Below are 23,079 nucleotides of genomic sequence, written 5' to 3' on the forward strand. Positions count from 1 at the left end.
CGAGCTGATGTGATGATATTCCATCATCTATGTATTCGCTGGCAATGATACGTTTCAGCTCTGGGCTGTATTTGGACATAAAAGTAACCCCCAATAATTGGGTGTCCAACTATTGGGGGTCACTTCAGAATAGCGGCTTTTTTGTATCCTATGGTGCGGATCAGGAGAAAATACGGTTTTCCTGTTCCTGAACCCGGATAAAGGTGGTGCGTTTGGTCAGCTCTTTCAGCTGTGCAGCACCCACATAGGTGCAGGTAGAACGTACACCGCCCAGGATGTCCTGAACAGTGATATCTACCGGGCCACGGTAAGGCACCTTCACGGTCTTGCCTTCGGAGGCGCGGTACTTGGCAACGCCACCGGCGTGTTTGCCCATAGCGGTTTCGGAGCTCATGCCGTAGAACAGCTTGAAGCTCTGACCGTCTTCTTTCACCAGAGTGCCACCGGACTCATCGTGACCGGCCAGCATGCCGCCCAGCATCATAAAGTCGGCACCACCACCAAAGCCCTTGGACACGTCACCGGCACAGGTGCAGCCACCGTCACCGATAATCTGGCCGCTCAGGCCATGCGCTGCATCGGCACATTCGATAATGGCAGATAGCTGTGGATAGCCCACGCCGGTTTTTACGCGGGTGGTACATACGGAGCCAGGGCCAATGCCCACCTTAACGATATCCGCGCCGCCCAGCAGCAGCTCTTCCACCATCTCACCGGTCACAACGTTGCCGGCAATAATGACTTTGTCCGGGAATGCTTCACGCACCTTGGTCACGAACGCGACAAAGTGTTCGGAGTAGCCGTTGGCCACATCGATGCAGATAAAGTAGAGCTGAGGGTGTTTGTCGAGGAGGGAGGTGAGCTTTGCGAAGTCGGTATCGGAGGTGCCGGTGCTGACCATGATGCGGTCGTAGATGGTGTCGTCACAACCTTCGAGGAAGGCTGCCCAGTCCTGTTCGCTGTAGTGCTTGTGGACTGCGGTCAGCATACCGTGAGGAGCGAGGGCCCGGGCCATTTCAAAGGTCCCGACGGTATCCATATTGGCGGCGATAACCGGAATGCCTGACCATTCACGGCCGGAGTGCATAAACCGGAAGGTGCGGTTCAGGTCTACCTGAGAGCGACTCTTCAGGGTTGAACGCTTAGGTCGGAAAAGTACGTCTTTGAAGCCAAGTTTCAGATCACTTTCTATCCGCATGGGATGCAATTTCCTGTTGTCGATTTGACAGAATCTTAGAAAGTGTAAAAGCGAGGGGTCGGTTGGGATGTTTTCGCCAAGGCGCTATTACGGAAAAATTATTCTTGAGTGCCTGGCTCAAGTCAAGCCCAAGATTTCAGGAAGAAAAAAGGCCGCGAAATGCGGCCTTGGAGATGCTGGCTGAACTCGTTCCCATGCTCCGCGTGGGAACACATACCGTAGGCATTTCCACGGAGGATCGTGGGAACGAGATCGCGTTAGTTGACCAGAGAGTGAATCTTGGTCTTGATCAGATCGATAGCGATCTGGTTCTTGCCGCCGCGAGGAATAATCAGGTCAGCGTGCTGACGGGCAGGTTCGATAAACTGCAGGAACATCGGGCGAACGGTTTCCATGTACTGGTTGATCACGGACTCCATATCACGGCCACGGCTGATGATATCGCGCTGCAGACGACGGGTCAGGCAGATATCCAGAGGGGTATCCATGTAGAAGCGCAGGTCAAAGGCTTCACGCAGGGCCGGATCAACAAACAGCAGGATGCCTTCGTAGATCACTACGCGAGCCGGCTCAACACGACGAGTGTTGTTCGTACGGTTGTGGATCGAGTAGTCATACTCCGGCACTTCGATGGTCTGGCCTTCTTTCAGCATGTTCAGATGCTTCAGAAGCAGGGCGTGATCCATGGACTCAGGATGGTCGTAATTGGTCTTCACCCGCTCTTCCATGGACAGGTGCGACTGATCCTTGTAGTAAGAATCCTCGGAAATCATGCACACATGTTCGCTGGGGAATTCTTTGATCAGAGTTTCTGCAAGAAGGCTTTTTCCGGAGGCGGAGGCGCCAGCGATACCCACAATTATGGTTTTTTGAGGCATGGTTTTCACAAGTCAGACAGCTAAATAAACCTGCGAATTATAGTGAAAAACACTGCCTATGTGCATCGGGCATTTTACATAGGAATGATTCCCGTATAGGTATGTGGCAGTATGCACAACGATAATAATGCGAAGTGAAGAGTTTATGACTGCGTATAAAGAACTGACCAAACGTTTTCACCGAATGCACCAGCTGAGCCACCTGAGCAGCATGGCGCACTGGGATCAGGCCACCATGATGCCGGAAGGCGGTAACGATGCCCGTGCCGAAGCGCTGGCCGAGCTGAGTGTGATCATGCATCAATCCATGACCCAGCCGGATCTCGCCGATCTGTTTGCCAGGGCCAAAGAAGAATCTCTGGATGAGTGGGAAGCGGCGAACCTGCGGGAGATGCACACCCACTGGCAGAATGAGAATGTTCTGCCGGAAGATCTGGTGCGTGACAAAAGTCTGGCCGGTGCGAAGTGTGAACATGCCTGGCGCAGTCAGCGACCGGCCAATGACTGGGAAGGCTTTGCAGCCAATCTGAAGCCGGTTGTCGAGCTGAGTCGTAAGGAAGCAGAAATCCGTTCACAGGCGACAGGTGTCAGCCGTTATGATGCGCTGCTGAATCTGTACGAGCCAGGCATGACCAGCGCCAAGCTGGATGAAATTTTCGGGGATGTGAAAACCTGGCTGCCGGAACTGATCACCAAGGTTCAGGCCAAGCAGAAGAGTGAATCCTGTCTGATTCCGGAAGGGCCTTTCTCTGTGGCTTCTCAGGAAGCTTTGGGTCGTGATGTGATGGGGCTGATGGGCTTCAACTTTAATGGCGGACGACTGGATGTGAGCGCCCATCCTTTCTGCGGTGGTGTGCCGGAAGATGTGCGTCTGACCACCCGCTATGATGAAAGTGACTTCACCCAGGCCCTCATGGGCGTGGTGCATGAAACCGGCCATGCCTGTTATGAACAGAACCTGCGTCGGGACTGGATCAGCCAGCCGGTGTCGGAAGCGCGTTCAATGGGTATTCACGAAAGCCAGTCTCTGTTCTTTGAAATGCAGATCGGTCGTCACCCGGCGTTTCTCAGTTTGATTCTGCCACTGCTGAAAAAGCACTTTGCTGATCAGCCGGCGATGGCGCTGGATAACCTGCAGACTCTTTATACCCGGGTGAATCCAGCCTTTATTCGTGTGGATGCGGATGAAGTGACTTATCCGGCCCACGTCATCCTGCGTTATGAAATTGAGCGGGCACTGATGGAGGGGGAGATGGAAGTGGATGATATTCCGGCGGCCTGGAATGAGAAGATGCAGGCGTATCTGGGCGTAGATACCCGGGGTAACTTCCAGAATGGTCCTATGCAGGATATTCACTGGACCGATGGCTCCTTTGGTTACTTCCCGAGCTACACCCTGGGTGCGATGTATGCGGCCCAGCAGTTTGCTGCAATTCGCAAGGTACTGCCGGATGTGGATGCGATGATCGGTAAGGGTGATCTGGCTCCGATCTTTGCCTGGTTGCGGGAGAACATCTGGCGCAATGGCAGCCGTTACGACACCGACACCCTGATCACCAAAGCCACCGGTGAGTCTCTTAATCCGCAGTTCTTCCGGGAACATCTGGAAGCACGTTACCTGTAAATCTGCCCGCTCGGGCGGATGACCTCTGGTGGACGAACGCATGGGGCTGCTGTATAACAGCCCCATTTTTCCCCGGTAGCCTTTATGAGCAGCCTGACCAACCCTTCACGTCTTCTAGAGAAAAACAGCGAGGAGCTGGATTCCCCGCGCCTGTTGCTGGCTCTGCCTCCGGCCGATGGCTTTCTCTCCCTGCTGGCAGCGGAACGTCCCGCCGGCAGCACCCATGTGCTGACCAATATGGTGGAAGTGCGCGAGCAGGCCTCCCGCATTGTTCCGGAAGCCAATCTGGTTTACTCCCATGATTTCTCTCAGCTGCAGGGACCCTTCGATCTGATTGTGCTCTATCTGCAGAAGAGCAAGCCTTATACCTCCGCCGTGCTGGATCAGCTGTGTCCGCTGCTGACCGAGCAGGGGCGTATTCTGCTGGTGGGTGAGAATGGCACCGGCATTAAGTCCTGGCGCAAGAACCTGCAGAACTGGGGCGAGGTGATGCCGATTACCAGTGGCTGCCATTCCGGTCTGTTGGAACTCCTGCCTTCTGAGCAGTCTCGTTCAACCAATAAAGGGTGGGAAGAGAAGCACTTCCCGATTGCCGTTGCCGGTACCGAGATTCAGGTCGCGTCCCTGCCGGGCGTATTCAGCCATGGCCGTCTGGATGTGGGCACGCAGCTGTTGCTGGAAACCCTGTCGAAAGAGAATATCCGTGGTCAGTTGCTGGACTTTGGCTGTGGCGCCGGTGTTATTGGCAGCTGGCAGGCCAAGCGCCATAACCGTTGCAAGCCAACCCTGCTGGATACCGATGCCATGGCATTGGAAGCCGCGCGCCGGACGCTGGCGCTGAATGGTCTGGAAGGCAAGGTGGTTGCCAGTCATGGTCTGTCAGGCCTCAATGGCCGGTATGACTGGATTATCTCCAACCCGCCATTCCACGAAGGGGTAAAAACCCGCTACGACGTGACTGAGAACTTCCTGCTGCAGGCCAAGGAGCACCTGAACCGTGGCGGCCAGTTGCGGATTGTTGCCAACAGCTTCCTGCGTTATCAGCCTTTGATTGAAGAAGCCTTTGGGCATTGCGAAGTGCTGGCTCAGGGGCGGGGCTTCACCATTTATGGAGCGACTCTGGCTCCGGCGTTTGTTTCGGCAGAAATCTGACAAACCCATCGTCAGGCCATACCTGCTTAATAAAAAGTGTCAGCCTGTTTTTTTGGAAATGCTGACACTTTTTTTATTCCCTTCTGAACGCTTCAGGCATATTCCCTTTTTTTGTCGCCAAATCGCCCGGTCTTGGCTCTCCCAGTCAGAGACTTCTATTGTGGAATGGAGTTCAGCCGTCCCGGGGCTGCCTGAGTTGGAGCAGCAGGACCCGTGATGGAATCAAGATGTTGCAGGGAGAGCGCAGAGATGAGCGGTATTGGGGATAAGATCGGGGAAAAGCTTCCCAATTTAAAGAATCTGCACAATGTGGTGCTGTCGAAACTGGCCCACAACAATATTACTGGCCAGATCAAGTACGCCTGGCGAGGCTTTAAGGCCTCCGTGCAGGATGCGGTTCAGACCTTTGTTCATAAATTCCAGGATTCCCGCATGCACGTCACACGGCTGAACAGCCGGGAGGTGCAGCTGTTAAAGATGGCCCGTGGTGAAGAAGTCACCGAGGCGGAACTGTCCAAGGCTTTTAATCGCGGTGACAGCCAGAAGGCCCAGCAGGATGCTGTGGTCTGGATGGATGGCTTTAAGAAGGGCAGCGAGATGATGCCGGATTTAGCGGTGAAGGCAGCTGCCCGTCATCAGGATGAGCTGGCCGGTCATACCGCAGCTCAGAAAGAGCTGGAGCGTCTTACCACTCTTGATAACCTCAAAGTCATTCAGGCTGAGAAGAAATTTGCCCAGCACCACCCGCACTGGCGGAAGGATTGGGACAGACACCTTATTGTTGTGGGTGAGCAGGGTAAAGGTGTGGACGGTGTCGCCAAGCACTTCAAGGATGAATTTGCCAAAGCCGGTGAAGGTGGCCAGAAGTTGGGCGCCGAGCAGTATGATGAAATTCTCTACAATGCTCTGGAAAGTAACCTGGATCAGCTGAAGAACTATCAGGCCAGGTTGACTGCGGAAGTGGAAGAGCATCTGGAAGCGGCGCAGCGTGGCACGCCTATTCAGACCGAGCGTCTGAAGGCCTTGCAGCATGAAGCGGCGTTCGATGCCATTGAATATATTGAGAAGTGTCTGCAGCCTACCGAGGCCGGTAAGGCAATGCGTGCATCTCTCATCAGCAAGTACAGCTCAGCCTTTGGTCTGGAAACTTCGATCAACCGTGATATCGAGGTGACACCGGATCGTCAGGAGTTCAATGAGAAGCTCGAGAAGTTGATGCAGGATCTGCAGAAGAAGCCTGATTAATTTGTTACTGCGCTGCAGCCACTGAACTCGAAAAAAACGATGCCACCGGGCATCGTTTTTTTATGTCATGGAATTAAAGAGACAGGTAGTAAGGGCGGAGCAGCTTTTGAAACTCTTCACTGTAGCCCTGCCCTTCATGAATAAGAATCGTATGCTCTTTGTGAGTCATTTGATTGTTTTCCGGATGGCTTGAATCGATATTGTGTAAAGAGAAAGACAGCACCTTCCGGTTAGGCTCTTTATCCGGTGTTGGTTTGATATTGATTGTTTGCTGGCAATGCAGGCCCAGTGTTGCACAGATCTGGATAAAGCCCCGAGTCTCTGTGACCGGCAACAGCACAATAAACCTCCCCTCGGGTGTTAACAGACGGGCGGCAATTTCTGCCAGTTCCCGAAAGGGCAGGGAGTCATTGTGGCGAGCCTGATGGCGCTGACTGTTCGGAGAGGCGAGATGGCGGGTAAAGAACGGCGGATTACAGAGAATGGTGTCGTATTGTTTACTGGTCTGCCCGGCAAATTCCTGAATAGAGCATTGCTCGACATGAAGCCTGTCCTGCCATGGGCTGGCGGTGAAGTTCTCACGGGCCTGACGGGCGGCATCAGGATCCAGCTCAACAGCATCAATGCGGGCAAGGCTGCGCTGGGCTGCCATCAGTGACAGCAGACCGGTACCGGCACCAATATCAAGAATGTTCTGGCTGTGCTCAACAGGTACCAGTGCTCCCATCAGGCAGGCATCCGTGGAGACTTTCATCGCACACTGATCCTGCTGGATAGAAAACTCTTTAAAACGAAAATAGGTATTGCGTGCCATAGCTAAAAACAACAAGAAAAACGTCGGTGAATTAGAGGATAAAACGCTCTACTTCGCCAGTGTTGTGTTCATTAAATAATAATTTTGTTCATTGTTGATTTAGGCTGTGCGTAAGTTTTCATGCTTTCATTCTATGTTCGTAGTTGGAGGTTGCACCTATAAACGTTTCTGTAGGCATATATAAGAAATAATTATTGGATTTGGCGTTCAGTTCAGCGGTGATTTTTATGTGGGAATCAATTGTTGATTTTGGACAATGTTAACGAATTGTTTTAATTCGAGGCAATTTGCTCTGGATCAATAATGGCCATAAGGCAGGGGCGTATCGTTGATTACAACACGAAGCACAGACAGTGCTCGTTTTTATCACTTCTTTGCCATTTAAGGCATTAGTGTACCAATCAAGGAGCAAGACCATGGCCGCTTATTCTTTCTTCATGCCTCCTGTTAACCACATGGGTGAAGGCTGCCTCGACGTTGCAATGAATGATATCGTGAGCCTGGGTCTGACCCGCGCTCTGATCGTGACGGACAAGGTTCTGAATGACATTGGTCTGGTTGGTGAAGTGGTGGAAATGCTGGGTGCGAAGGGTATCGCCAGCGTCATCTTCGACGGCACCCAGCCTAACCCTACCTGTGGCAACGTTGCCGAAGGTCTGAAGCTGCTGTCTGAAAATGAGTGTGACTTTGTGATCTCCTTGGGTGGCGGTTCTCCACACGACTGTGCCAAGGGTATTGCCCTGGTGGCTACCAACGGTGGTGAGATCAAGGACTACGAAGGCGTAGACGTTTCCGGCAAGCCTCAGCTGCCGCTGGTGGCGATTAACACCACGGCTGGTACCGCTTCTGAAATTACCCGTTTCTGCATCATTACTGACGAAGTGCGTCATGTGAAGATGGCGATCGTAGACAAGAACACCACTCCGGTGATGTCCGTCAACGATCCAACCCTGATGAAGGGCATGCCGGCTTCCCTGACTGCCGCTACCGGTATGGATGCACTGACTCACGCTGTGGAAGCTTATGTTTCCACTATCGCGACTCCGGTCACTGATTGTACTGCCCTGAAAGCGATTGAGCTGATTGGCCAGTTCCTGCGTCGTGCGGTGGGCAACGGTGACGATATGGAAGCCCGTGAGCAGATGGCTTATGCCCAGTTGCTGGCCGGCATGGCCTTCAACAACGCCAGTCTGGGTTATGTGCACGCCATGGCACACCAGCTGGGTGGCTTCTACGACCTGCCACACGGTGTCTGCAACGCGGTATTGCTGCCACATGTACAGGCTTTCAATGCCCGCACCCGTCCTGACCGTCTGGCTGATGTGGCTGCTGCTCTGGGCGAGAACATCCACGGTCTGAGCGATGTGGATGCTGCAGAATGTGCACTGGATGCCATCAGCCGTCTGGCTGCTGATGTGGGCATCCCTGCCGGCCTGGAAGAACTGGGTGTGAAGGAAGAAGACTTTGAAGTGCTGGCTACCAACGCTATGAAGGATGCCTGCAGCTTCACCAATCCTAAGAAGGCTACTCTGGAAGACATTATCGGTATCTTCCGCGAAGCGATGTAAGCACCCGCTGAAAAACCTTTTTGATCACCATGAGAGCCCGGCGAAAGCCGGGCTTTCTGCTTTCTCGGTAAGCCGAAGTCGGGCTGGTATTACTGGCAGAGGCCGGGTGCTGACAACCCGAAGGATATTGATATCGATCAAAAGTACAGCACGTGTAAGTGCGTATGATTCTCAAAAACTGAATTTATACTATTCCGGAACCTGTTGACTTAGGTGGATTTGTTTTAAGTGGTAAATGTTAACGCTTCTCATTTCTACTATAGTCATGCTGCTTTCCGGTCTCTGCTCAAGGCTTTAATGCGGGAGATTCTTGCATGTCATTAACTCTGGGTGATCTGGCTGTTGGCGATCAGGCCCGGATTTCCGGATATACCGGTGGCGGTAACTATCGCCGCCAGCTTCTGGCCATGGGATTGACTCCGGGTATTGCCCTGAAGGTGATACGCCGTGCGCCTATGGGAGATCCGGTGGAACTGGAAGTTCGCGGCTTCAGCCTGAGTCTGCGCCGTGATGAAGCCCAGTGTGTATTGATTGACCCGTTATCTAAAGATCAGGAGTCCTGCTGTGGTACAGGCAACCGTTGCTGTTCTCGGTAATCCCAATTGTGGCAAGACCACGCTGTTCAACCGGCTGACCGGTGCCCGGCAGCAGGTGGGCAACTGGCCCGGGGTCACGGTTGAGAAGAAGACCGGTGCCTACAGCCATGCCGGCCGTGATATCACCCTGGTGGATCTCCCCGGAACCTACTCACTGGATGTCGGTATTGGTAATACCGCTATCGATGAGAAGGTAGCCCGCGACTATGTGCTGGCCAATGAAGCTGATCTCTACATCAATATCCTTGATGCCGGCAATATCGAGCGAAATCTCTATCTGACCACCCAGCTGCTGGAAATGAACCGGCCGATGATGGTGGTGCTGAATATGATGGATGTCGCCAAAGAGAAAGGCATCCGCATCAAAGCCGAGAAACTCAGCCAGCGTCTGGGTTGTGCGGTGATTCCGGTGGTTGCCAGCCGTAACAATGGCACCGATGCCCTGAAAGAGGCGATCGAGCATTATCTCTCCGGCGCCCAGCGCAGTGAGCCAGCCAAAGTCACCTATTCCACTCCGGTGGAAGAGGCACTGGCTGCCATGGCCAGTCTGGTTGAGGCTCCGGCCGCCGAACTGCAGGTACAGAACCGCTGGCTGGCGGGCCGTCTTCTGGAAGGGGATCAAACCCTGGAGCCGCTGCTGTCTGCAGAGAATATGCAGGCTGTTGGCCGTATTCGTGCCACCCTGGAGCAGGCTGGCGGTGAAGATATCGATATCCAGTTTGCCGATGACCGCTACCGGTTTATTGAAACTCTGGCTGATGACGTAGTGTTCCGTGATCAGCTGGTCAGTCAGACCATGACCCACAAGATTGATAAGGTCGTACTCAGCCGGGTGCTGGGCCTGCCTATCTTCTTCGGGGTGATGTACCTGATGTTTATGTTCACGATCAATGTGGGCAGCGCGTTTATTGATTTCTTCGATATCCTGTCTGGCACCCTGTTTGTGGATGGCACCCGCTATCTGATGGAAGGCATTGGTGCGCCGGCCTTCCTGACCACATTGCTGGCCGATGGTATCGGCGGCGGTATTCAGACCGTATCCACCTTTATTCCGGTGATTGGCTGTCTGTTCCTGTTTCTGTCGGTTCTGGAAGATTCCGGTTATATGGCCCGGGCGGCATTTGTGATGGATCGTGCCATGCGGGCACTGGGCTTGCCGGGCAAGGCTTTTGTTCCTGTGCTGGTGGGCTTTGGCTGCAACGTGCCGGCGATTATGGCGACCCGTACTCTGGAGCAGGAGCGTGACCGCAAGCTGACGATTCTGATGAATCCGTTTATGTCCTGTGGTGCCCGTCTGCCTGTATACGCCTTGTTTGCGGTAGTGTTCTTCCCTGAGTCTGGCCAGAACGTGGTGTTCTCCCTGTATCTGGCGGGTATTCTGGTAGCGGTTCTGACCGGTCTGATTATGAAGAGCACACTGCTGCCGGGTGAGATGTCACCTTTTGTGATGGAGCTGCCACGCTACCATATGCCCAATGTTCAGAGCATGCTTCTGCGTACCTGGGACCGTCTGAAGTCCTTTATCATCAAGGCGGGTCAGACCATCGTGATTATGGTCACGGTGCTGAGCGTGCTGAACTCTCTGGGCACTGATGGTTCTTTGGGTAATGAGAACAGTGATAAGTCGGTCCTCAGTGCTGTTGGCCGTACCATTACCCCGGTGTTTGCACCTATGGGTATGGAGAGTGATAATTGGCCGGCGGCTGTGGGCATCTTTACCGGTGTGTTTGCCAAGGAAGCTGTGGTCGGTACGCTGGATGCACTGTATAGCCATATGGGCGACGACCATGAAGAAGGTTCCGACTACAACCTGATGGCGGGTGTTTCCGAAGCTCTGGCAACGATTCCTGCCAACTTCTCTGGTCTGATTGATACCGTGAGTGATCCGCTGGGTCTGAATGTCGGCACCACCAATGATGCCAATGTCGCGGCAGAAGAGCAGGGCGTACATCTGAGCACCTACGATGTGATGCGTGCCAAATTCGGTGGTCAGGAAGCTGCTTACGCCTACCTGCTGTTTATTCTGCTCTACGTGCCGTGTGTTGCGGCCATGGGCGCGGTGAAGCGTGAAGCTGGTCGTGGCTGGATGTATCTGGTGGGCGGCTGGGCAACCTACATGGCGTATACCGTAGCCAGTGGTTACTATCAGTTGGCAACCTTCTCGGCGCACCCGGTGCAGTCCATCACCTGGCTGGCGATCTTGCTGGGTTCGTTGCTGGTGGTGCTGTTCCTGTTACGTCGCAAAGGTCAGCAGGACAATCTGTTCGACAATGATGCCCTGGTGCGGGCCCGCAGGGCAGGGAGCTCACAATGCTGAGCGAACTGCGCCAGTTCCTGAAGCAACGCAATGATATGGTCAGCCTTCGGGAGCTGGCCATACACTTTGACCGTGAAGAGGCGGTGATTGCCGGGATGCTCAGCCACTGGCAGCGCAAAGGGATGGTGGAGCATATCGATGCATCCTGCGCCCAGGCCTGTGGTGGTTGTGATCGGGGCTCCAGTGGGGGTTATTACCGCTGGTCCGGTAATGGTGGTAACCGTATCTCGCTGGTTTGCCCGAAGGGCTGATCAGTTGTATTAAAAGTTAGTGCTTGCTGCTGAATTAGTGATTACTGCTAAAGATGTGGGCAAGTGGAAGAAGATAAAGCTGTCGCAGCCGTTCCAGGCGCGATGGCTTTTTCTGTTTCTGGGGGCTGGTTTCCTGATCCTCGGGAAGGCTGGTATCCGGTTCAACAGGGTCAGTACTGGCGACAATAACTGTCGATACGGCTGGTTCGGATGAGGGGCTTTGAACCGCTTCCTGTGCTGCGTTTGTTCCATCCGCAGCAGTCAGTGCAGCAGCCAGCAGCAACCACGCGGAGCAGAAGACTGTCGCTGTTCTGTTGCTGATTCTGACGGATGTTTGCATAGTCTTGGGTTTAAGCCTGTGAAGCAACCGCCAGTGTAGTGAAGATTCCGGGAAAAGACGTGTGATTATGTAACTGTCTGTTGCTCCGGATTATGGGGGATATCCAGCGCTTTCAGCACATTTTCAATCGGCGCAGGGCGGGCAAATAGAAACCCTTGTACCAGATCGATACCGCAGTCTTTTACAAAGGCGCACTCTTCCTCAGTTTCCACCCCTTCGGCGACAGTTGAGCAGTTGGCGATTTTGCCAATACCGGCGATGAGCTGATACAGATCCTTGCCCTGATCGGAAACCGCATCCAGCAGCAGGGAGCGATCCAGCTTAATTTTGTTGAAGTGGTACTTCATGATGTGAGGAAAGGACGCATAGCCCGAACCAAAATCATCAATCGAGAAGTTGATTCCGCAGGCCTGCAGCCGGGTCATGGTGGTTTTGAGTGAAGCCTCTTCATTCAAAATGGCCTCCTCGGTAATTTCTATCTCCAGCCAGTGCCGTGGGATTTCATAATGATCCAGGCGTTCCAGCAGCCTGTCGGCAAAGTCTTCCTGCAGGATCGATGCGACCGAGATATTAATGGCAATCCGCACGGCTTTATCCCGAGGGATAGGCTGAAGATCCTTGAGTACGGAATCGATCACCATTCGGTCCAGCATCGGCATCAGCTTCAGGCTCTGGAAGTCGGCAATAAAGCGGGGCGGGTGTAGCTGGCCCTGGGCGTCTTTCAAGCGAATAAGGGCTTCAAAGGTGGGCGGATAACCGGCAGCAAACGGACGTATTTCCTGATAATGCATCACCAGTACGCCGTTCTTGAAGGTGGACTTAAGCCGTTGCTGAGCCTGCGAGTAGGCACGGCTTTCATAGGTTTGCCCGCGGAGCCGGTCGAGCGTACCCAGGAAGAGAGAACGATCCATATCTTCGCTGTGCAGGGAATCGCTCAGAAAATCATTATGTGATCCGGCAAAGGCCAGATAAAACGGCCGGTAAATCAGGATGCCTATGCTAATCAGAACCAACTGAAGCATCACACCACTGAAGGAGAACCCGGTGGCGATATAACCACTCATCAACGGAGGTGTCAGCCAGTTTAAGGTGGTTTCCACCGGCGGAATCAGACCGGATAAGGTGACGGAATAAGCAATCAGAATATTAACCAGCGGAACCAGTATGAACGGAATAATCAATAACGGATTAAAGAGCACCGGCAAACCGAAAAGAATCACTTCGTTAATATTAAACAGGGCGAAAGGTAATGCCGCGAGCGCCAGCTGGCGATGGGTGCGATTGCGGGTAAACAGCAAAATGCAGAGCACCAGAGAGAAGGTACTGCCTATACCACCCATATTGAGATAGGCGGTATTAAAACCATCCGTGAGAATCTGCAGAGGCTCAATGCCGGCCTGCCAGGCTTCAATATTCGCCAGAGAGATTTGTTCAATAGTGGTTTTGGTCTCCAGCAGAATATTAGTGCCGTGTATGCCCATGCACCAAAGCAGGCTGTTTATCAGCTGATAGGCTAACGCTCCCTGCAGTGTCATGGGATCAAAGCCGGTGAGTCGAACCGCAGCACTGAGAGCATTCACAATCGGCGGTGAAAGTAGAGACAGCAGCAGGCTTAGTACGACAAAGGCCAGATAGTGGATAGCATGCCGCAGGGTTTTGGTGGCAATGGTGTTATCACCAAGAGTGAGGTAATCCAGCGGAAAGGCTTTGCAGAAACGATAGGTGACCAGTGAGCTGATAATGGCAAAGAAAGAACTGTTGGGAAGAGGAAGGTCAGGGGATATCTTGCCGGTTTCTACCGAAAACAAAAAATAGAGCGAGATGGTATAAAAAATAAATTGTCCGCTGGCGAGCGACGTCTTATGGGAAAAGTAATAGGCCGTACAGATACACAGGGCCAGAGGGTAAAGGCCAATCAGGCTATTGGAAATATGTTGGGTATAACTGGCAAGTTCCGGGAGGTTGAAGTAATTCAACAGCGTGCCCAGCGCAAGAACGATGGCTCTGGCCAGCGTCAGGGGCAGAATCAGAAGCGCGATTGCGGTGAGATCAATGGAAAAATTCAGCGGTTTGGGATTGAATCCGTTGAGCTTTTGTAAACCACGGCTGAGCAGGCCCGGCAGTCCTTTCAGTACAACATCCATTTCGGTAAACCTTGCACGGGGTGAGAGCAAAGTCGGGGAGCGATGTCCGGCGGAAAGTGTTGGTTATGTGTGTGCGCCGGTGACTATCCCGATTCGGTTAATATGTACCTGTGGTGTGCAAGTGGCTATTGGTAGATGTACGGATCAAGTGTGAGGTGTGTGAGCAGGTGTGAGGTGAGTAGGGAGGGTCTGCAATAAATGCAGAGGAGTGGGGGATAAACTGAGCTTCAAACCGGTTACTTAAACCAGTTCTCATGAACGTAATGAACGATGTAAAGAGCCAGCAGAATAAACGCTACGATCTCAAGCAGGAATATCCAGGAGTTTCCACCGGACATATTATGGATGATCCTTTCACATCCACTGGCCAGTTCTTCAGGACATTCAACCCTGGCATTGCCTCCCCATGCCCAGCTTATGGAGGGAATCAGTGATAGCCAGGCAAAACCCTTCAATAATTTCAGATATTTCATTGTGATCACAGCAGTAGAAAAAGAACAAGGCAGGCCAGAAAGGAGGGTAGGCCCGCTATAAACAACAGCATGCCGGTATTGGTGTTTTCAAGCTTGAATCGTGCACGATCGGCCTCCCCTGAAGTGTGAAGGCTGGAAGCGTCTGCTTTAAGTGCAGCCGGATTGCTTTGTACAGCATGTGAGGGGCTGCCGGGAGCGAAGAGAATATAGGCAAAGCTCCAGAGGAGAACAGTATTGGCAATAAGAATATTGCCGGGTTCTGCGAGAGTGATGGCATCAATAAAAAAAGACAGCCCCACCACTGTGAGAGCGCTGAGCAGGTTCGCGACCGTTAAATATTTAAGGACTGCAAAGATCATTATTATTGTTCGCTCTGCGAAGGACTTGGGAGGGCAAGGTTTCTATTTTTTGGAACGAAGTTTGGCCAGAGAGAGCTCGGCACCATCAATCAGCGTAAAGTAGCCTTCCTCGGAGGACAGCTGCAAATCAATGGATATCTCGACGTTATCGGCAGCCTGCGGGTAACTCGCCAGTTTGGGTACAACGCGAATAGCCACACCTTCGGCCTGGCTTTTTTGTAAATATTTTTGAAGCTCTGCGAACTCAGCCTGCGACTGGCTGTTGAGCTGCAGGTTGTAAACGGTAGCCTTACTGGCCTCACCAAAAAACGAGCTATGTTCAAGTACGGCAGGCTTTGTATTCTCCTGTAGCTTGAATACGCTTTGGTAAGCATTCGCTACAGATGTGATATCAACCCCCAGCCAACTATTTTCCACATCAAGATGAAACCCCTCGGGTACAGTGATTTTGACTTGCACTTCCTCAGCCTGGAGGGACTGAAAATCCTCCCAGCCAAATGTACTCATTTTGGCAATGGTAGAAAGAGGAATAGAAGTACAGCTGCAAAGTAAGAGGGGCAGGAGAAGCAGAAATATTTTTTTCATATTATTGGTATTTTAAATATACGGTTTTGACTTCAAGGACTGAGAGTTAACTTGACCGATAATATCTTGGATTGTTTTTGTTGAATAATGCTTTCTGATGTGGGGCGATGGCTGGAAAGGCAGCGAATCACAACGCTGCCTTATCTCGATTATTACTGAGATGCAGTTGGCAGGAAAAAGTCTTGCAGTCTGCTCTTTTGGATACCAGCACTATCAAAGTTTGACTGAGAAAGCCAAGAGCGATAGCCCTTGTCGAGCTCGGGCCATTCTTTATCAAGAATTGAGAACCAGGCGGTATCTCTATTACGACCTTTTACGATGGTAGCTTGACGGAATATCCCCTCAAATGTAAATCCAAGTCTCTTAGCGGAACGCATAGAGTTTGCATTCAAAGCATCACACTTCCACTCACAGCGTCTGTACCCTAAATCAAATACATTTTTTATCATAAGGTACACAGCTTCGGTGGCTGCCGGAGTTTTCTGCAATAGTGAAGAAAAACATAAATGACCGACTTCAGCAGAACCCGATTCAGGTGACACTCTTAGGTAGCTGATTACGCCAACCGCAAGATTCTTGTTCGTATCAATAATGGCATAGAACTGAGGGTCGATACTTTTGGATGCGCCTTCAATCCAGGTTTCATATTCATGAACATCCTTGAATGGGCCATAGGGCAGGTATGTCCATAGTGACTCATAGGAGCTTGAATGGTTGGATTTATGCAAATCCTCGACATGTTTAATATTAAGAGGCTCTAAGCGGCAAAAATGACCTTCTAAAATTTCATGGGGTGGGAATTTCGGTGTGTGCCAGTCTGCAACGGGAAAGCCAATTTCTTGTGACATTTGGAGATATACCACTTAGCGATAAAAAGGCATGTTACTCATTTTGATAAGCTAATCAATCAAAAGAACGGAGAGTGGTTTATAGCTTGAGTTTAAAACCCTCATGGCTGGCGATAAATCCCAGCTTTTGATAAAAGCGAATGGCGTCCGGTCTTTGCTTATCGCTCGTTAACTGTACCAGGGAGCACTCTTTGGATGCTGCCAGTTCTATAGCATATTGAAACATCTGCTCACCAATACCCTGCCCACGGAGATTGTGGTGAACCCTGACTCCTTCAATCAGGCAGCGCCAGCTCCCTCTATGGGTGAGGTACGGGATAAAGGTAAGTTGGAACATACCGGCGATCTGGTCATTCACAGCAGCGACTATGAGCTGATTGTTTTTATCGCGCTGTATCGCGTCAAAAGCATCGATATAGCTACTCTCCAGCGGAAGACCTGGGTTTTCTCTCTGTTGACCCAGTTCGTCACTGGCTAAAAGATGGATGAGATCGGGTAGATCAGATTTTTGGGCTTCTCTGAAGATCATTTGCATCTGGAAACTCACACGCTTCAAACAGCTAAAGAGTGAAAATAGGCACCTGAGAACTTATAAGCAAAGGGGAGCTTTGTCAGTATTAAGTGTCAGTGAAGGTGCTGAAAGGGTCGAAATGGTTTAAATAATTATTAAGCAATCTGACTTCTTCCATGATCTCTGAATTGATGCGGGACTTCTCCTTGTCAGATAGTACCGGATGACGGAATACGAACCTTTCTGAGAGGTTAATGGCTCTGAATAGCGAGTGCATTTTCCAGGTGTTTAACCAGTAATAAGGATTGCTTTTATCATCTGTTTCTCTATCTTGCGTGAGCTTCACGTTATTGATAAGTGAATTCACCTCCTGCACTATTTCGCGACTGAGCTTTATATTCCCTTCTTCTTTATAAGTCTTACTGGCTATTTCTGCCCACCGGGCAATCACATCAATTTGGTTATAGAACCATGTGTCAGGGATGGGAGATTTAATGCTTTCAAGGATCATTGTGTAGTGTCTGTATAAATTGGATGGTGCATCAGAGCTGCCTAAGAAATGGGGTGATGACGAATTGAGCAAATGCCATTCCTAAGACGGTACTAACAATTGATAGGGAAAAAATCCCGATAAAGGACGATTTGGTGAAAATATGAAGCAACAGGAAATATGTGAATACCATAAGTACTCCACCAGTTATTCCTGAAGTGAATGCTGCTAAGAGTTCACCAACGAGCGCTACGATTGACGCATGCAGGAAAGATAGACTGATTGATAATATCTTTGCTGCAAAAAACAGAAGCGCTGCCGTGAAAATTATATTGCCTATTGCATAGGTTATAATGGAATCCATTCGCATTTCCTATTGCTTATTTTATGAGATGCTTTCGAGAGTTGATGTGTAAGCTTTTTGTGCTTGAGGGCTAAGATATGAGTGCATTCTCTGGAATAAATCTAACAAATCTTTTCCGTATTTGAGTTTAAAATCGTCACTTGAAGTTGCAAGCTCAAGTTCGTTTGCTGCCGTAAGCTCGCAGAATGACTCTAGCTCTGCATCGGATAAAGAAAACGTAGAATTATTAAATCTATCTTTGAATTCAACTGGGTGTGAGCTCCCGAACTGCGGATAAACATAGCTCCTGTCACAAGAGCAGTACAAATAGACAAGTTCCTCTGCTTCGGCTCCGATAAGATTCGCTATATCAGATCGCCGATCTAATGAGACCATATTCTGATCGAATCCTGAGGTACCATAGGCTGCATGGAACAGGCCAGAGATCTTCAGCGTTTCAGTCGCTCCCCAGGCATTGAGTATTGCTTCAGTTCCTTTTAAATGAGACATCAAAGACCCATTTAAATGGGAGAAGTCACCAGCACCCAAATCTTTCAGTAATTCAAATTTATCCATACATAAGTGCCTCATGACTGTAAATTGCGGGCAGAGTATAGATTGGTTCAGTCAAGCCATAATGCGGAAGTTATAGTCTGCTACAGGCACACAGCATTTGCGTAGTGAGAGGGGGATTTCAGCTGTTATTCATACGTTACCTATTTTCACGGTGTCCGTAACTTAATGCACGGGTAACGGCCCATTGGTTATTCTGGTTACGCCAGACCATGACAAAGTTGGCCTTCCCCTCACATTTTTGAGTTTCCGTCTGACAAAAAATGTGTACACCCTCGGTAATCGCCCCAAATCCGTTAACCGGATAAGCCTTGAAAGATTCAGCAACAAGCCTTCGTGTATAATTGCCACAGGCATTGTTCTTAGTGTTTGTAATCATGCTGTCACGATCCCAGGTGACTCCGCCATTATCGTGGTAGAACTCTAAATCATGGGCAAAGTAGTTGGCATGCTTCTCCAGCTCGGCTGGATTGTGGCAGTTGTTGAACGACTCAAAAAGCGCTTTATCAAGCGCTTTCATTGTCTCTTTCAGAGGGGGCTCATTAGCGAAGGAGGATAATGAGAATAAAGCCAGAAGAATTGTATAGAGTTTATTCATAGGTCTTCAAACTACTCCCTTTTATATGCTACTCCGATCATGCTCTGCAGAAGGCATGCAATTTTAGCGATGAATATAATTTACTTATCAACGGACATGCCATGTCTTATTTTTGCAACATCACCAGAAATAATTATAAATGCTATGCAGATACATAGATCACTCATAGGATATTGAACTAGTAATGCTGATTGCGTTGATGCAATCAGTACTGCAGCTGCTGCGATTATTGCAGTCAGAAAAAGGTTATTGGCAAAAAAATTATAAAATATGTATCCAAAGACTAATCCGAGCACGCTGCCTATGGTTGCGAATCCCATATAAATTGTAATATCCGTTAGGTCGATATTTTTATTGTCACTAAAAATGACAATGAGAAAGTAAAGCGCTGAAATAGCAATTATTGTTCCGATAAGTTTCGTAAAGATCTCTTTGTGCATTATGTAACCTCCTTGTTGTCGAAAGAACTTTATTCAGGTACGCCGTCTACAGCGTTACCTGAATCACCTAAAAAATAATAAAATCTAGATTTTCAATAGGACATTTTTATCGAGGCATTTTTTATTTTGAGCATTTGTAGTACCGAGAAAGGATTTAGCATACTCAGCAAAACATTGTGGAGCATTTAAAGCAACAAAGTGTGTGCCGTCTACAACATCAATAAAGGATACACTACCTCGCTTTGATAGCTCTTTGGCGTGCCTTTGTGCTCCGGTATGATGTGTTTTGGGATCTAGTGTACCATGGAAAATCATTGTCTTTGGCAGGCTGTCAGGGAGTTGGGCAAAGAAGCCATCTTTGCTATAGGTTGGCATACTATTCTCAGACATTAATTTAGGAAGAGGGCTTGTAAAAAGTAAACTTTTTTCTTCGGCTTTGATCTCTTCTTTTGTGATTTTTGGTCTGAGGTTGTTTTCTGAAGAGGTTATTATCTGAACCAAAGGAATGGAGCTACCAAAGTTTGCATAACCCGAATCTAACCCCATATAGAAGTCATTCACCTGTTGTATTGCCGCTTCTAGTTTTGAGGGGGCTCCTGCAGATAAGCCGTTTATTATTTCAGGTATTTGATTTCGCACATGTGGAACATCGAGCATTCCTCCTAGTGCATCAGATAGTCTCACATTTGGTAAAGTCTCTGAAAAATCTTTCAGTTGATTTGAATCAGCAATCAAATTAGCCAACTTCGCTTTTAGCTTATCTCTTGATAGTCCTGAGCACTTGTCAGGATGGTTGCACTGGTCGAGAAAGGCGTTACCAACCCTATTGACGACATGGGACCGTTTACTAAGCTCGAAATCCTCATCATTTTGTAAGGGAACGAGAGAATCCAGGATAATACCATCTAAGTGAAGACCCTCTAACTGAGACGTTCTTAGTACAAGTTGTGTTCCATACGATACACCGTAAAGATACTGCTTGCCGGGGCTACTCAAATTTTGAATAAGAAAGCGTAAGTCTTTTGCCGCATTGGTAATGCTAAAGGCTTGAACATATTCAACGTTCGAGTACATATGAGCAAAGCATTCTCCCCACTCATTCCCGACTAATGTTTTCCCCGCCAGAGAACCTATATCTTCACCTGGGCATATTGAGCTCGATGCGCCTGTGCCTCGGTGGTCTGGTACATAAATATCAAAGTTTGGAAATGTCTCTCGAAAGGTTTGAATGCTTGAGTAAAAAGATGCGCCGGATTCCCCAGGCCCTCCACTAATTAGCCAAAGGGAACCGTTTTGTTTTTCTAATGAAGGGAATTTGCGGATGAAAAGGTCAATTTCATCCTTGCTATGTTTTTGATGGTCTAATGATGTTTTTACAGTGGTGCATAATGAGTTTTCTAATTCTGGAAAATTGTCAGCATCAGTACATTTTTTGAATTCATTGCCTGATGCTATATTGGTCGTGAATAAGGTTAGTGCAATAGTTAAATATTTAGTAAGCTTCATTGTAACTACTTTTTATTGTTGATCTTAATGAGTTGGATGCTGAATAAAAGGCGCCGAATTTTCTTGGGCTTTTCACTGGTCAGTGTGGAACCTTATCGTCTTGGTATGGGCTACCGATTTGATCCTTTGATTGATTTGTTAGGTAAAATTCCTGCTTTGTTAGTTAAAAAATTAAACCATTGTCAATAAAAGTTATCACCATAGGGGTAGGGGTGGTTTGTATTAAAGATAATTCAAATTGAAAAGCGTCATAAGTATCTGCGAGAATGTTAGCTTGGGGGTGTCGGTGTTAAATAATGAGGCGATTAAACCTGTAAGGGATGCATCTACCCAGACAGAGATGTCACTTCCCCCTGCCAATCAGGAAAGTTGGTCTTCATTTTTTTATAGGAAAGTGAAAGCGGTCTCTTATGAGAATCTTTTTGTTGATTTAACTTATCCTGATGTACGACAAAGCATAATTGAGGGTGATGATAGAGCCACCATAATTTTCGGTTTAATACCGGTATCAGTGACTTGTTGTTGCGTAGCCTTTGGATGTTATATGGGTCACTCTGTTGGCCTGATATGCTGTGAAGCAGCCACTGGTGCCATATGTGGATCAGAGGTAAGTCATTCTTACTATAAATATGTCAGGGACGAAGCTTTAGTTATTGAAGCTAAGGCACAAAATGAACGGCTGAGGGATAGGGGCCCCAGTCATAACAGTCTGCAAATTATCGCTCCTGTCATAATTCATGAACCTTCTCCCTCTTATGGGCCACCACCACCTACCTATGCTGATGCCGTGCGGGATTCTCAATCCTCCTGACGGCAGCTAACAGGCATCGTAGGCGTATCAAGGTTTCAGGACGGCTTACTCTTTGATTTCGATTCGGTATGCTTTGTAGACTTTATTGTCGATGTTTTCGACGCTGTGTAAGCCCTCAGGGTCAAGCCACTGTGGATTTTGGTGTGACTTTCCATCCGTAGGCTTCGTCATGAAAATAAGCTGGTCACTCTCACCATAATATTTTATTTGCGCAGGCTGATCGACAATCATGACACTGCTGGCTTTATGGATGTGGACTGGTTCTTTCACGCCAGGCTCTATTATGACTCTGAGTACTCTGACAGATTCGTTCTCCAAAAGAACCTTGTGTGAATCTGGAGCAGCAATAACGGCATCAAGCGGATCTGATTGTGTCGACGCCTCGTCTTCTGTTGCAAGAACAATGTTGCATGTGAAAATAAGAAGAAGAGGCCATTTTCTTACTTTGATCATGAGTATTCCCTATGATTTATTCTGTTTGAGAATAGCAGGGTTTACTCAGATGTTATTTTATTACCTGAGGTGTTTCAGGTGGGTAGTGGTGCTGATGACGCTCTTGCTCTTCTCCAAACCTTATAATTCCAAATGGCATCTTGCAGAGCATCATGGGAGCTTTCATTTTTTGGCATCTTGCTTGGGTCAAGCGATAAATAATACGGAGTAATATCCTTGCATTGCGTTGGGAAGTTTTCTGGTATCTTGTTTAGAACTTTCAGCAAAAGCTGAAAATCCCAATCTGCGTATTTTTGATGAATCTCCCTGATGTTTTCCTTCTCAGAATATAGATTTTCTAATTGATCGATTGTTGGAAATGTAGCCCAAACAGATGTGATCTCGTGTTCTGATAAAAGTTTGGTTATTTCCTGACTTATAACCTCCTTTGGCTTTCTCACAGCTCTATCTGGTAGAAGGGGAATGATGTTGTCTCTTACGAAGGGACTTAAGCTGCTTTGGTCAAAATCAGATAGGCAGGCGTAGTACTCACAGCCATTTTCACAATAAATGCCTATAGAAATCATTTCAGATGAAGAATTATCGCCCGGTAGGCATGTAAATTCTGTATCTATGAATATATTCATAACTAAGTTTATTGGCGGCTTTATAATTCTTGGTGCTTGTGCGCCATAGCCACTTGGGACCACTCTTTAGCCATGACAGCCGCTTTGCACTTTGGATATTGAGAGCAGCGCAAAAAATTAATGTCTATTCTTGTGCCGTCCTTTGATGTAATCGGTACCAAGGCACTGCCACACTTTGGACATAGTCTCTCGTTATTTTTCTTAGAGGGCGCGGATTCATAAACCAAGTGCGACAGGTAAGAGGTAAGCTGCGATATTGATGACTTTCGCTCGGCCGGAGTGAAGAACCATGCAATATCATCAGCTTACCTCCGAAGAAAGGTTTATGTTTTCTTT

General features: G+C 49.0%; 26 protein-coding genes. 7 read left to right on the forward strand and 19 right to left on the reverse strand.

The window, feature by feature from the left end; genetic code table 11:
- Positions 1 to 160: 160 nt before the first annotated feature.
- Together EHSB41UT_RS23775 and udk are read right to left on the reverse strand one after the other, a co-directional pair.
- Complete coding sequence (locus EHSB41UT_RS23775) at positions 161 to 1,198, reverse strand: GMP reductase (protein WP_087113369.1); 1,038 nt, start codon at positions 1,196 to 1,198, stop codon at positions 161 to 163.
- A 257-nt stretch (positions 1,199 to 1,455) separates the two neighbouring features.
- Positions 1,456 to 2,076: a uridine kinase gene (gene udk, locus EHSB41UT_RS23780; RefSeq protein WP_087113370.1), complete on the reverse strand. Its 621-nt coding sequence runs from the start codon at positions 2,074 to 2,076 to the stop codon at positions 1,456 to 1,458.
- A gap of 145 nt (positions 2,077 to 2,221) precedes the next feature.
- On the opposite strand from udk, the gene EHSB41UT_RS23785 reads away from it, so the two are divergent.
- The 3 genes from EHSB41UT_RS23785 (at position 2,222) to EHSB41UT_RS23795 (ending at position 6,097) form a co-directional block, all read left to right on the forward strand.
- Positions 2,222 to 3,700 (forward strand): carboxypeptidase M32, encoded by a 1,479-nt coding sequence (locus EHSB41UT_RS23785; protein WP_087113393.1) that lies wholly within the window; start codon positions 2,222 to 2,224, stop codon positions 3,698 to 3,700.
- A gap of 84 nt (positions 3,701 to 3,784) precedes the next feature.
- On the forward strand, positions 3,785 to 4,852 hold the full coding sequence (locus EHSB41UT_RS23790; RefSeq protein ID WP_087113371.1) for a methyltransferase: 1,068 nt from the start codon (positions 3,785 to 3,787) through the stop codon (positions 4,850 to 4,852).
- 249 nt (positions 4,853 to 5,101) lie between these two features.
- Positions 5,102 to 6,097, forward strand: coding sequence for a hypothetical protein (locus EHSB41UT_RS23795; RefSeq protein ID WP_087113372.1), 996 nt, complete (start codon positions 5,102 to 5,104; stop codon positions 6,095 to 6,097).
- A 73-nt stretch (positions 6,098 to 6,170) separates the two neighbouring features.
- Here EHSB41UT_RS23795 and EHSB41UT_RS23800 read toward each other — a convergent pair whose 3' ends face one another.
- The gene (locus EHSB41UT_RS23800) at positions 6,171 to 6,911 is read right to left on the reverse strand and encodes a tRNA1(Val) (adenine(37)-N6)-methyltransferase (RefSeq protein WP_087113373.1); all 741 of its coding nucleotides are present in this window, start codon (positions 6,909 to 6,911) and stop codon (positions 6,171 to 6,173) included.
- A 416-nt stretch (positions 6,912 to 7,327) separates the two neighbouring features.
- Here EHSB41UT_RS23800 and yiaY point away from each other — a divergent pair, with 416 nt between their 5' ends.
- The 4 genes from yiaY to EHSB41UT_RS23820 all read left to right on the forward strand — a co-directional run bounded on the left by yiaY (position 7,328) and on the right by EHSB41UT_RS23820 (position 11,643).
- Positions 7,328 to 8,479, forward strand: coding sequence for an L-threonine dehydrogenase (gene yiaY / locus EHSB41UT_RS23805; protein WP_087113374.1), 1,152 nt, complete (start codon positions 7,328 to 7,330; stop codon positions 8,477 to 8,479).
- 314 nt (positions 8,480 to 8,793) lie between these two features.
- Positions 8,794 to 9,075 carry a FeoA family protein gene (locus tag EHSB41UT_RS23810; RefSeq protein WP_087113375.1) on the forward strand — a complete coding sequence of 94 codons (282 nt, stop codon included), beginning with the start codon at positions 8,794 to 8,796 and terminating at the stop codon, positions 9,073 to 9,075.
- On the forward strand, positions 9,044 to 11,392 hold the full coding sequence (gene feoB, locus EHSB41UT_RS23815; protein ID WP_087113376.1) for a Fe(2+) transporter permease subunit FeoB: 2,349 nt from the start codon (positions 9,044 to 9,046) through the stop codon (positions 11,390 to 11,392). Before EHSB41UT_RS23810 ends, feoB begins: the two co-directional genes overlap by 32 nt.
- Positions 11,386 to 11,643: a FeoC-like transcriptional regulator gene (locus tag EHSB41UT_RS23820; RefSeq protein WP_087113377.1), complete on the forward strand. Its 258-nt coding sequence runs from the start codon at positions 11,386 to 11,388 to the stop codon at positions 11,641 to 11,643. The genes feoB and EHSB41UT_RS23820 overlap by 7 nt, the downstream gene beginning before the upstream one ends.
- A 34-nt stretch (positions 11,644 to 11,677) precedes the next feature.
- On the opposite strand, the gene EHSB41UT_RS23825 is transcribed toward EHSB41UT_RS23820, so the two are convergent.
- The 16 genes from EHSB41UT_RS23825 to EHSB41UT_RS25070 form a co-directional block, all read right to left on the reverse strand.
- Positions 11,678 to 11,983: a hypothetical protein gene (locus EHSB41UT_RS23825; protein ID WP_087113378.1), complete on the reverse strand. Its 306-nt coding sequence runs from the start codon at positions 11,981 to 11,983 to the stop codon at positions 11,678 to 11,680.
- Between the two features lie 65 nt (positions 11,984 to 12,048).
- Complete coding sequence (locus EHSB41UT_RS23830; RefSeq protein ID WP_087113379.1) at positions 12,049 to 14,127, reverse strand: EAL domain-containing protein; 2,079 nt, start codon at positions 14,125 to 14,127, stop codon at positions 12,049 to 12,051.
- Positions 14,128 to 14,363: 236 nt separating this feature from the next.
- Entirely contained in the window at positions 14,364 to 14,600 is a 237-nt protein-coding gene (locus EHSB41UT_RS23835) for a hypothetical protein (RefSeq protein WP_087113380.1), read from the reverse strand.
- A 5-nt stretch (positions 14,601 to 14,605) separates the two neighbouring features.
- Positions 14,606 to 14,959 (reverse strand): hypothetical protein, encoded by a 354-nt coding sequence (locus tag EHSB41UT_RS23840; RefSeq protein WP_087113381.1) that lies wholly within the window; start codon positions 14,957 to 14,959, stop codon positions 14,606 to 14,608.
- 42 nt (positions 14,960 to 15,001) lie between these two features.
- Complete coding sequence (locus EHSB41UT_RS23845) at positions 15,002 to 15,418, reverse strand: hypothetical protein (protein ID WP_133060651.1); 417 nt, start codon at positions 15,416 to 15,418, stop codon at positions 15,002 to 15,004.
- A 278-nt stretch (positions 15,419 to 15,696) separates the two neighbouring features.
- A complete protein-coding gene (locus EHSB41UT_RS23850; RefSeq protein ID WP_087113383.1) occupies positions 15,697 to 16,392 on the reverse strand; it encodes a GNAT family N-acetyltransferase in 696 nt (231 codons plus the stop codon).
- A gap of 79 nt (positions 16,393 to 16,471) precedes the next feature.
- The gene (locus tag EHSB41UT_RS23855; RefSeq protein WP_087113394.1) at positions 16,472 to 16,927 is read right to left on the reverse strand and encodes a GNAT family N-acetyltransferase; all 456 of its coding nucleotides are present in this window, start codon (positions 16,925 to 16,927) and stop codon (positions 16,472 to 16,474) included.
- A gap of 82 nt (positions 16,928 to 17,009) precedes the next feature.
- Positions 17,010 to 17,414, reverse strand: coding sequence for a hypothetical protein (locus EHSB41UT_RS23860; RefSeq protein ID WP_087113384.1), 405 nt, complete (start codon positions 17,412 to 17,414; stop codon positions 17,010 to 17,012).
- Between the two features lie 31 nt (positions 17,415 to 17,445).
- On the reverse strand, positions 17,446 to 17,757 hold the full coding sequence (locus EHSB41UT_RS23865) for a hypothetical protein (RefSeq protein WP_133060652.1): 312 nt from the start codon (positions 17,755 to 17,757) through the stop codon (positions 17,446 to 17,448).
- Between the two features lie 21 nt (positions 17,758 to 17,778).
- Entirely contained in the window at positions 17,779 to 18,312 is a 534-nt protein-coding gene (locus tag EHSB41UT_RS23870; protein WP_087113386.1) for a DUF6817 domain-containing protein, read from the reverse strand.
- Positions 18,313 to 18,448: 136 nt separating this feature from the next.
- The gene (locus EHSB41UT_RS23875; protein WP_087113387.1) at positions 18,449 to 18,907 is read right to left on the reverse strand and encodes a nuclear transport factor 2 family protein; all 459 of its coding nucleotides are present in this window, start codon (positions 18,905 to 18,907) and stop codon (positions 18,449 to 18,451) included.
- Positions 18,908 to 18,987: 80 nt separating this feature from the next.
- Complete coding sequence (locus EHSB41UT_RS23880; protein ID WP_087113388.1) at positions 18,988 to 19,347, reverse strand: hypothetical protein; 360 nt, start codon at positions 19,345 to 19,347, stop codon at positions 18,988 to 18,990.
- An 84-nt stretch (positions 19,348 to 19,431) separates the two neighbouring features.
- On the reverse strand, positions 19,432 to 20,853 hold the full coding sequence (locus tag EHSB41UT_RS23885) for an alpha/beta fold hydrolase (RefSeq protein WP_087113389.1): 1,422 nt from the start codon (positions 20,851 to 20,853) through the stop codon (positions 19,432 to 19,434).
- An 856-nt stretch (positions 20,854 to 21,709) separates the two neighbouring features.
- Positions 21,710 to 22,117, reverse strand: coding sequence for a hypothetical protein (locus tag EHSB41UT_RS23890; protein ID WP_087113390.1), 408 nt, complete (start codon positions 22,115 to 22,117; stop codon positions 21,710 to 21,712).
- Between the two features lie 74 nt (positions 22,118 to 22,191).
- Positions 22,192 to 22,743, reverse strand: a complete 552-nt coding sequence (locus EHSB41UT_RS23895) for a 3'-5' exonuclease family protein (protein ID WP_087113391.1) — start codon at positions 22,741 to 22,743, stop codon at positions 22,192 to 22,194.
- 20 nt (positions 22,744 to 22,763) lie between these two features.
- Positions 22,764 to 22,970, reverse strand: coding sequence for a topoisomerase DNA-binding C4 zinc finger domain-containing protein (locus tag EHSB41UT_RS25070; protein ID WP_415837503.1), 207 nt, complete (start codon positions 22,968 to 22,970; stop codon positions 22,764 to 22,766).
- Positions 22,971 to 23,079: the final 109 nt, after the last annotated feature.

It is taken from the genome of Parendozoicomonas haliclonae (genome assembly GCF_900174585.1).
Taxonomy (GTDB): Bacteria; Pseudomonadota; Gammaproteobacteria; order Pseudomonadales; family Endozoicomonadaceae; genus Sansalvadorimonas; species Sansalvadorimonas haliclonae.

What these genes read in the sequence shown, in the direction of transcription:
- EHSB41UT_RS23810 (WP_087113375.1), top strand. Translation starts at nt 8,794, where the DNA reads ATGTCATTAACTCTGGGTGATCTGGCTGTTGGCGATCAGGCCCGGATT.
- EHSB41UT_RS23870 (WP_087113386.1), bottom strand. Translation starts at nt 18,312, where the DNA reads ATGGATAAATTTGAATTACTGAAAGATTTGGGTGCTGGTGACTTCTCC.
- EHSB41UT_RS23895 (WP_087113391.1), bottom strand. Translation starts at nt 22,743, where the DNA reads ATGAATATATTCATAGATACAGAATTTACATGCCTACCGGGCGATAAT.
- EHSB41UT_RS23875 (WP_087113387.1), bottom strand. Translation starts at nt 18,907, where the DNA reads ATGAATAAACTCTATACAATTCTTCTGGCTTTATTCTCATTATCCTCC.
- EHSB41UT_RS23820 (WP_087113377.1), top strand. Translation starts at nt 11,386, where the DNA reads ATGCTGAGCGAACTGCGCCAGTTCCTGAAGCAACGCAATGATATGGTC.
- EHSB41UT_RS23890 (WP_087113390.1), bottom strand. Translation starts at nt 22,117, where the DNA reads ATGATCAAAGTAAGAAAATGGCCTCTTCTTCTTATTTTCACATGCAAC.
- EHSB41UT_RS23880 (WP_087113388.1), bottom strand. Translation starts at nt 19,347, where the DNA reads ATGCACAAAGAGATCTTTACGAAACTTATCGGAACAATAATTGCTATT.
- yiaY (WP_087113374.1), top strand. Translation starts at nt 7,328, where the DNA reads ATGGCCGCTTATTCTTTCTTCATGCCTCCTGTTAACCACATGGGTGAA.
- EHSB41UT_RS23860 (WP_087113384.1), bottom strand. Translation starts at nt 17,414, where the DNA reads ATGATCCTTGAAAGCATTAAATCTCCCATCCCTGACACATGGTTCTAT.
- EHSB41UT_RS23830 (WP_087113379.1), bottom strand. Translation starts at nt 14,127, where the DNA reads ATGGATGTTGTACTGAAAGGACTGCCGGGCCTGCTCAGCCGTGGTTTA.
- EHSB41UT_RS23795 (WP_087113372.1), top strand. Translation starts at nt 5,102, where the DNA reads ATGAGCGGTATTGGGGATAAGATCGGGGAAAAGCTTCCCAATTTAAAG.
- EHSB41UT_RS23865 (WP_133060652.1), bottom strand. Translation starts at nt 17,757, where the DNA reads ATGGATTCCATTATAACCTATGCAATAGGCAATATAATTTTCACGGCA.
- EHSB41UT_RS23785 (WP_087113393.1), top strand. Translation starts at nt 2,222, where the DNA reads ATGACTGCGTATAAAGAACTGACCAAACGTTTTCACCGAATGCACCAG.
- EHSB41UT_RS23885 (WP_087113389.1), bottom strand. Translation starts at nt 20,853, where the DNA reads ATGAAGCTTACTAAATATTTAACTATTGCACTAACCTTATTCACGACC.
- EHSB41UT_RS23800 (WP_087113373.1), bottom strand. Translation starts at nt 6,911, where the DNA reads ATGGCACGCAATACCTATTTTCGTTTTAAAGAGTTTTCTATCCAGCAG.
- EHSB41UT_RS23790 (WP_087113371.1), top strand. Translation starts at nt 3,785, where the DNA reads ATGAGCAGCCTGACCAACCCTTCACGTCTTCTAGAGAAAAACAGCGAG.
- udk (WP_087113370.1), bottom strand. Translation starts at nt 2,076, where the DNA reads ATGCCTCAAAAAACCATAATTGTGGGTATCGCTGGCGCCTCCGCCTCC.
- EHSB41UT_RS23835 (WP_087113380.1), bottom strand. Translation starts at nt 14,600, where the DNA reads ATGAAATATCTGAAATTATTGAAGGGTTTTGCCTGGCTATCACTGATT.
- EHSB41UT_RS23840 (WP_087113381.1), bottom strand. Translation starts at nt 14,959, where the DNA reads ATGATCTTTGCAGTCCTTAAATATTTAACGGTCGCGAACCTGCTCAGC.
- EHSB41UT_RS23855 (WP_087113394.1), bottom strand. Translation starts at nt 16,927, where the DNA reads ATGCAAATGATCTTCAGAGAAGCCCAAAAATCTGATCTACCCGATCTC.
- EHSB41UT_RS23850 (WP_087113383.1), bottom strand. Translation starts at nt 16,392, where the DNA reads ATGTCACAAGAAATTGGCTTTCCCGTTGCAGACTGGCACACACCGAAA.
- EHSB41UT_RS23825 (WP_087113378.1), bottom strand. Translation starts at nt 11,983, where the DNA reads ATGCAAACATCCGTCAGAATCAGCAACAGAACAGCGACAGTCTTCTGC.
- EHSB41UT_RS23775 (WP_087113369.1), bottom strand. Translation starts at nt 1,198, where the DNA reads ATGCGGATAGAAAGTGATCTGAAACTTGGCTTCAAAGACGTACTTTTC.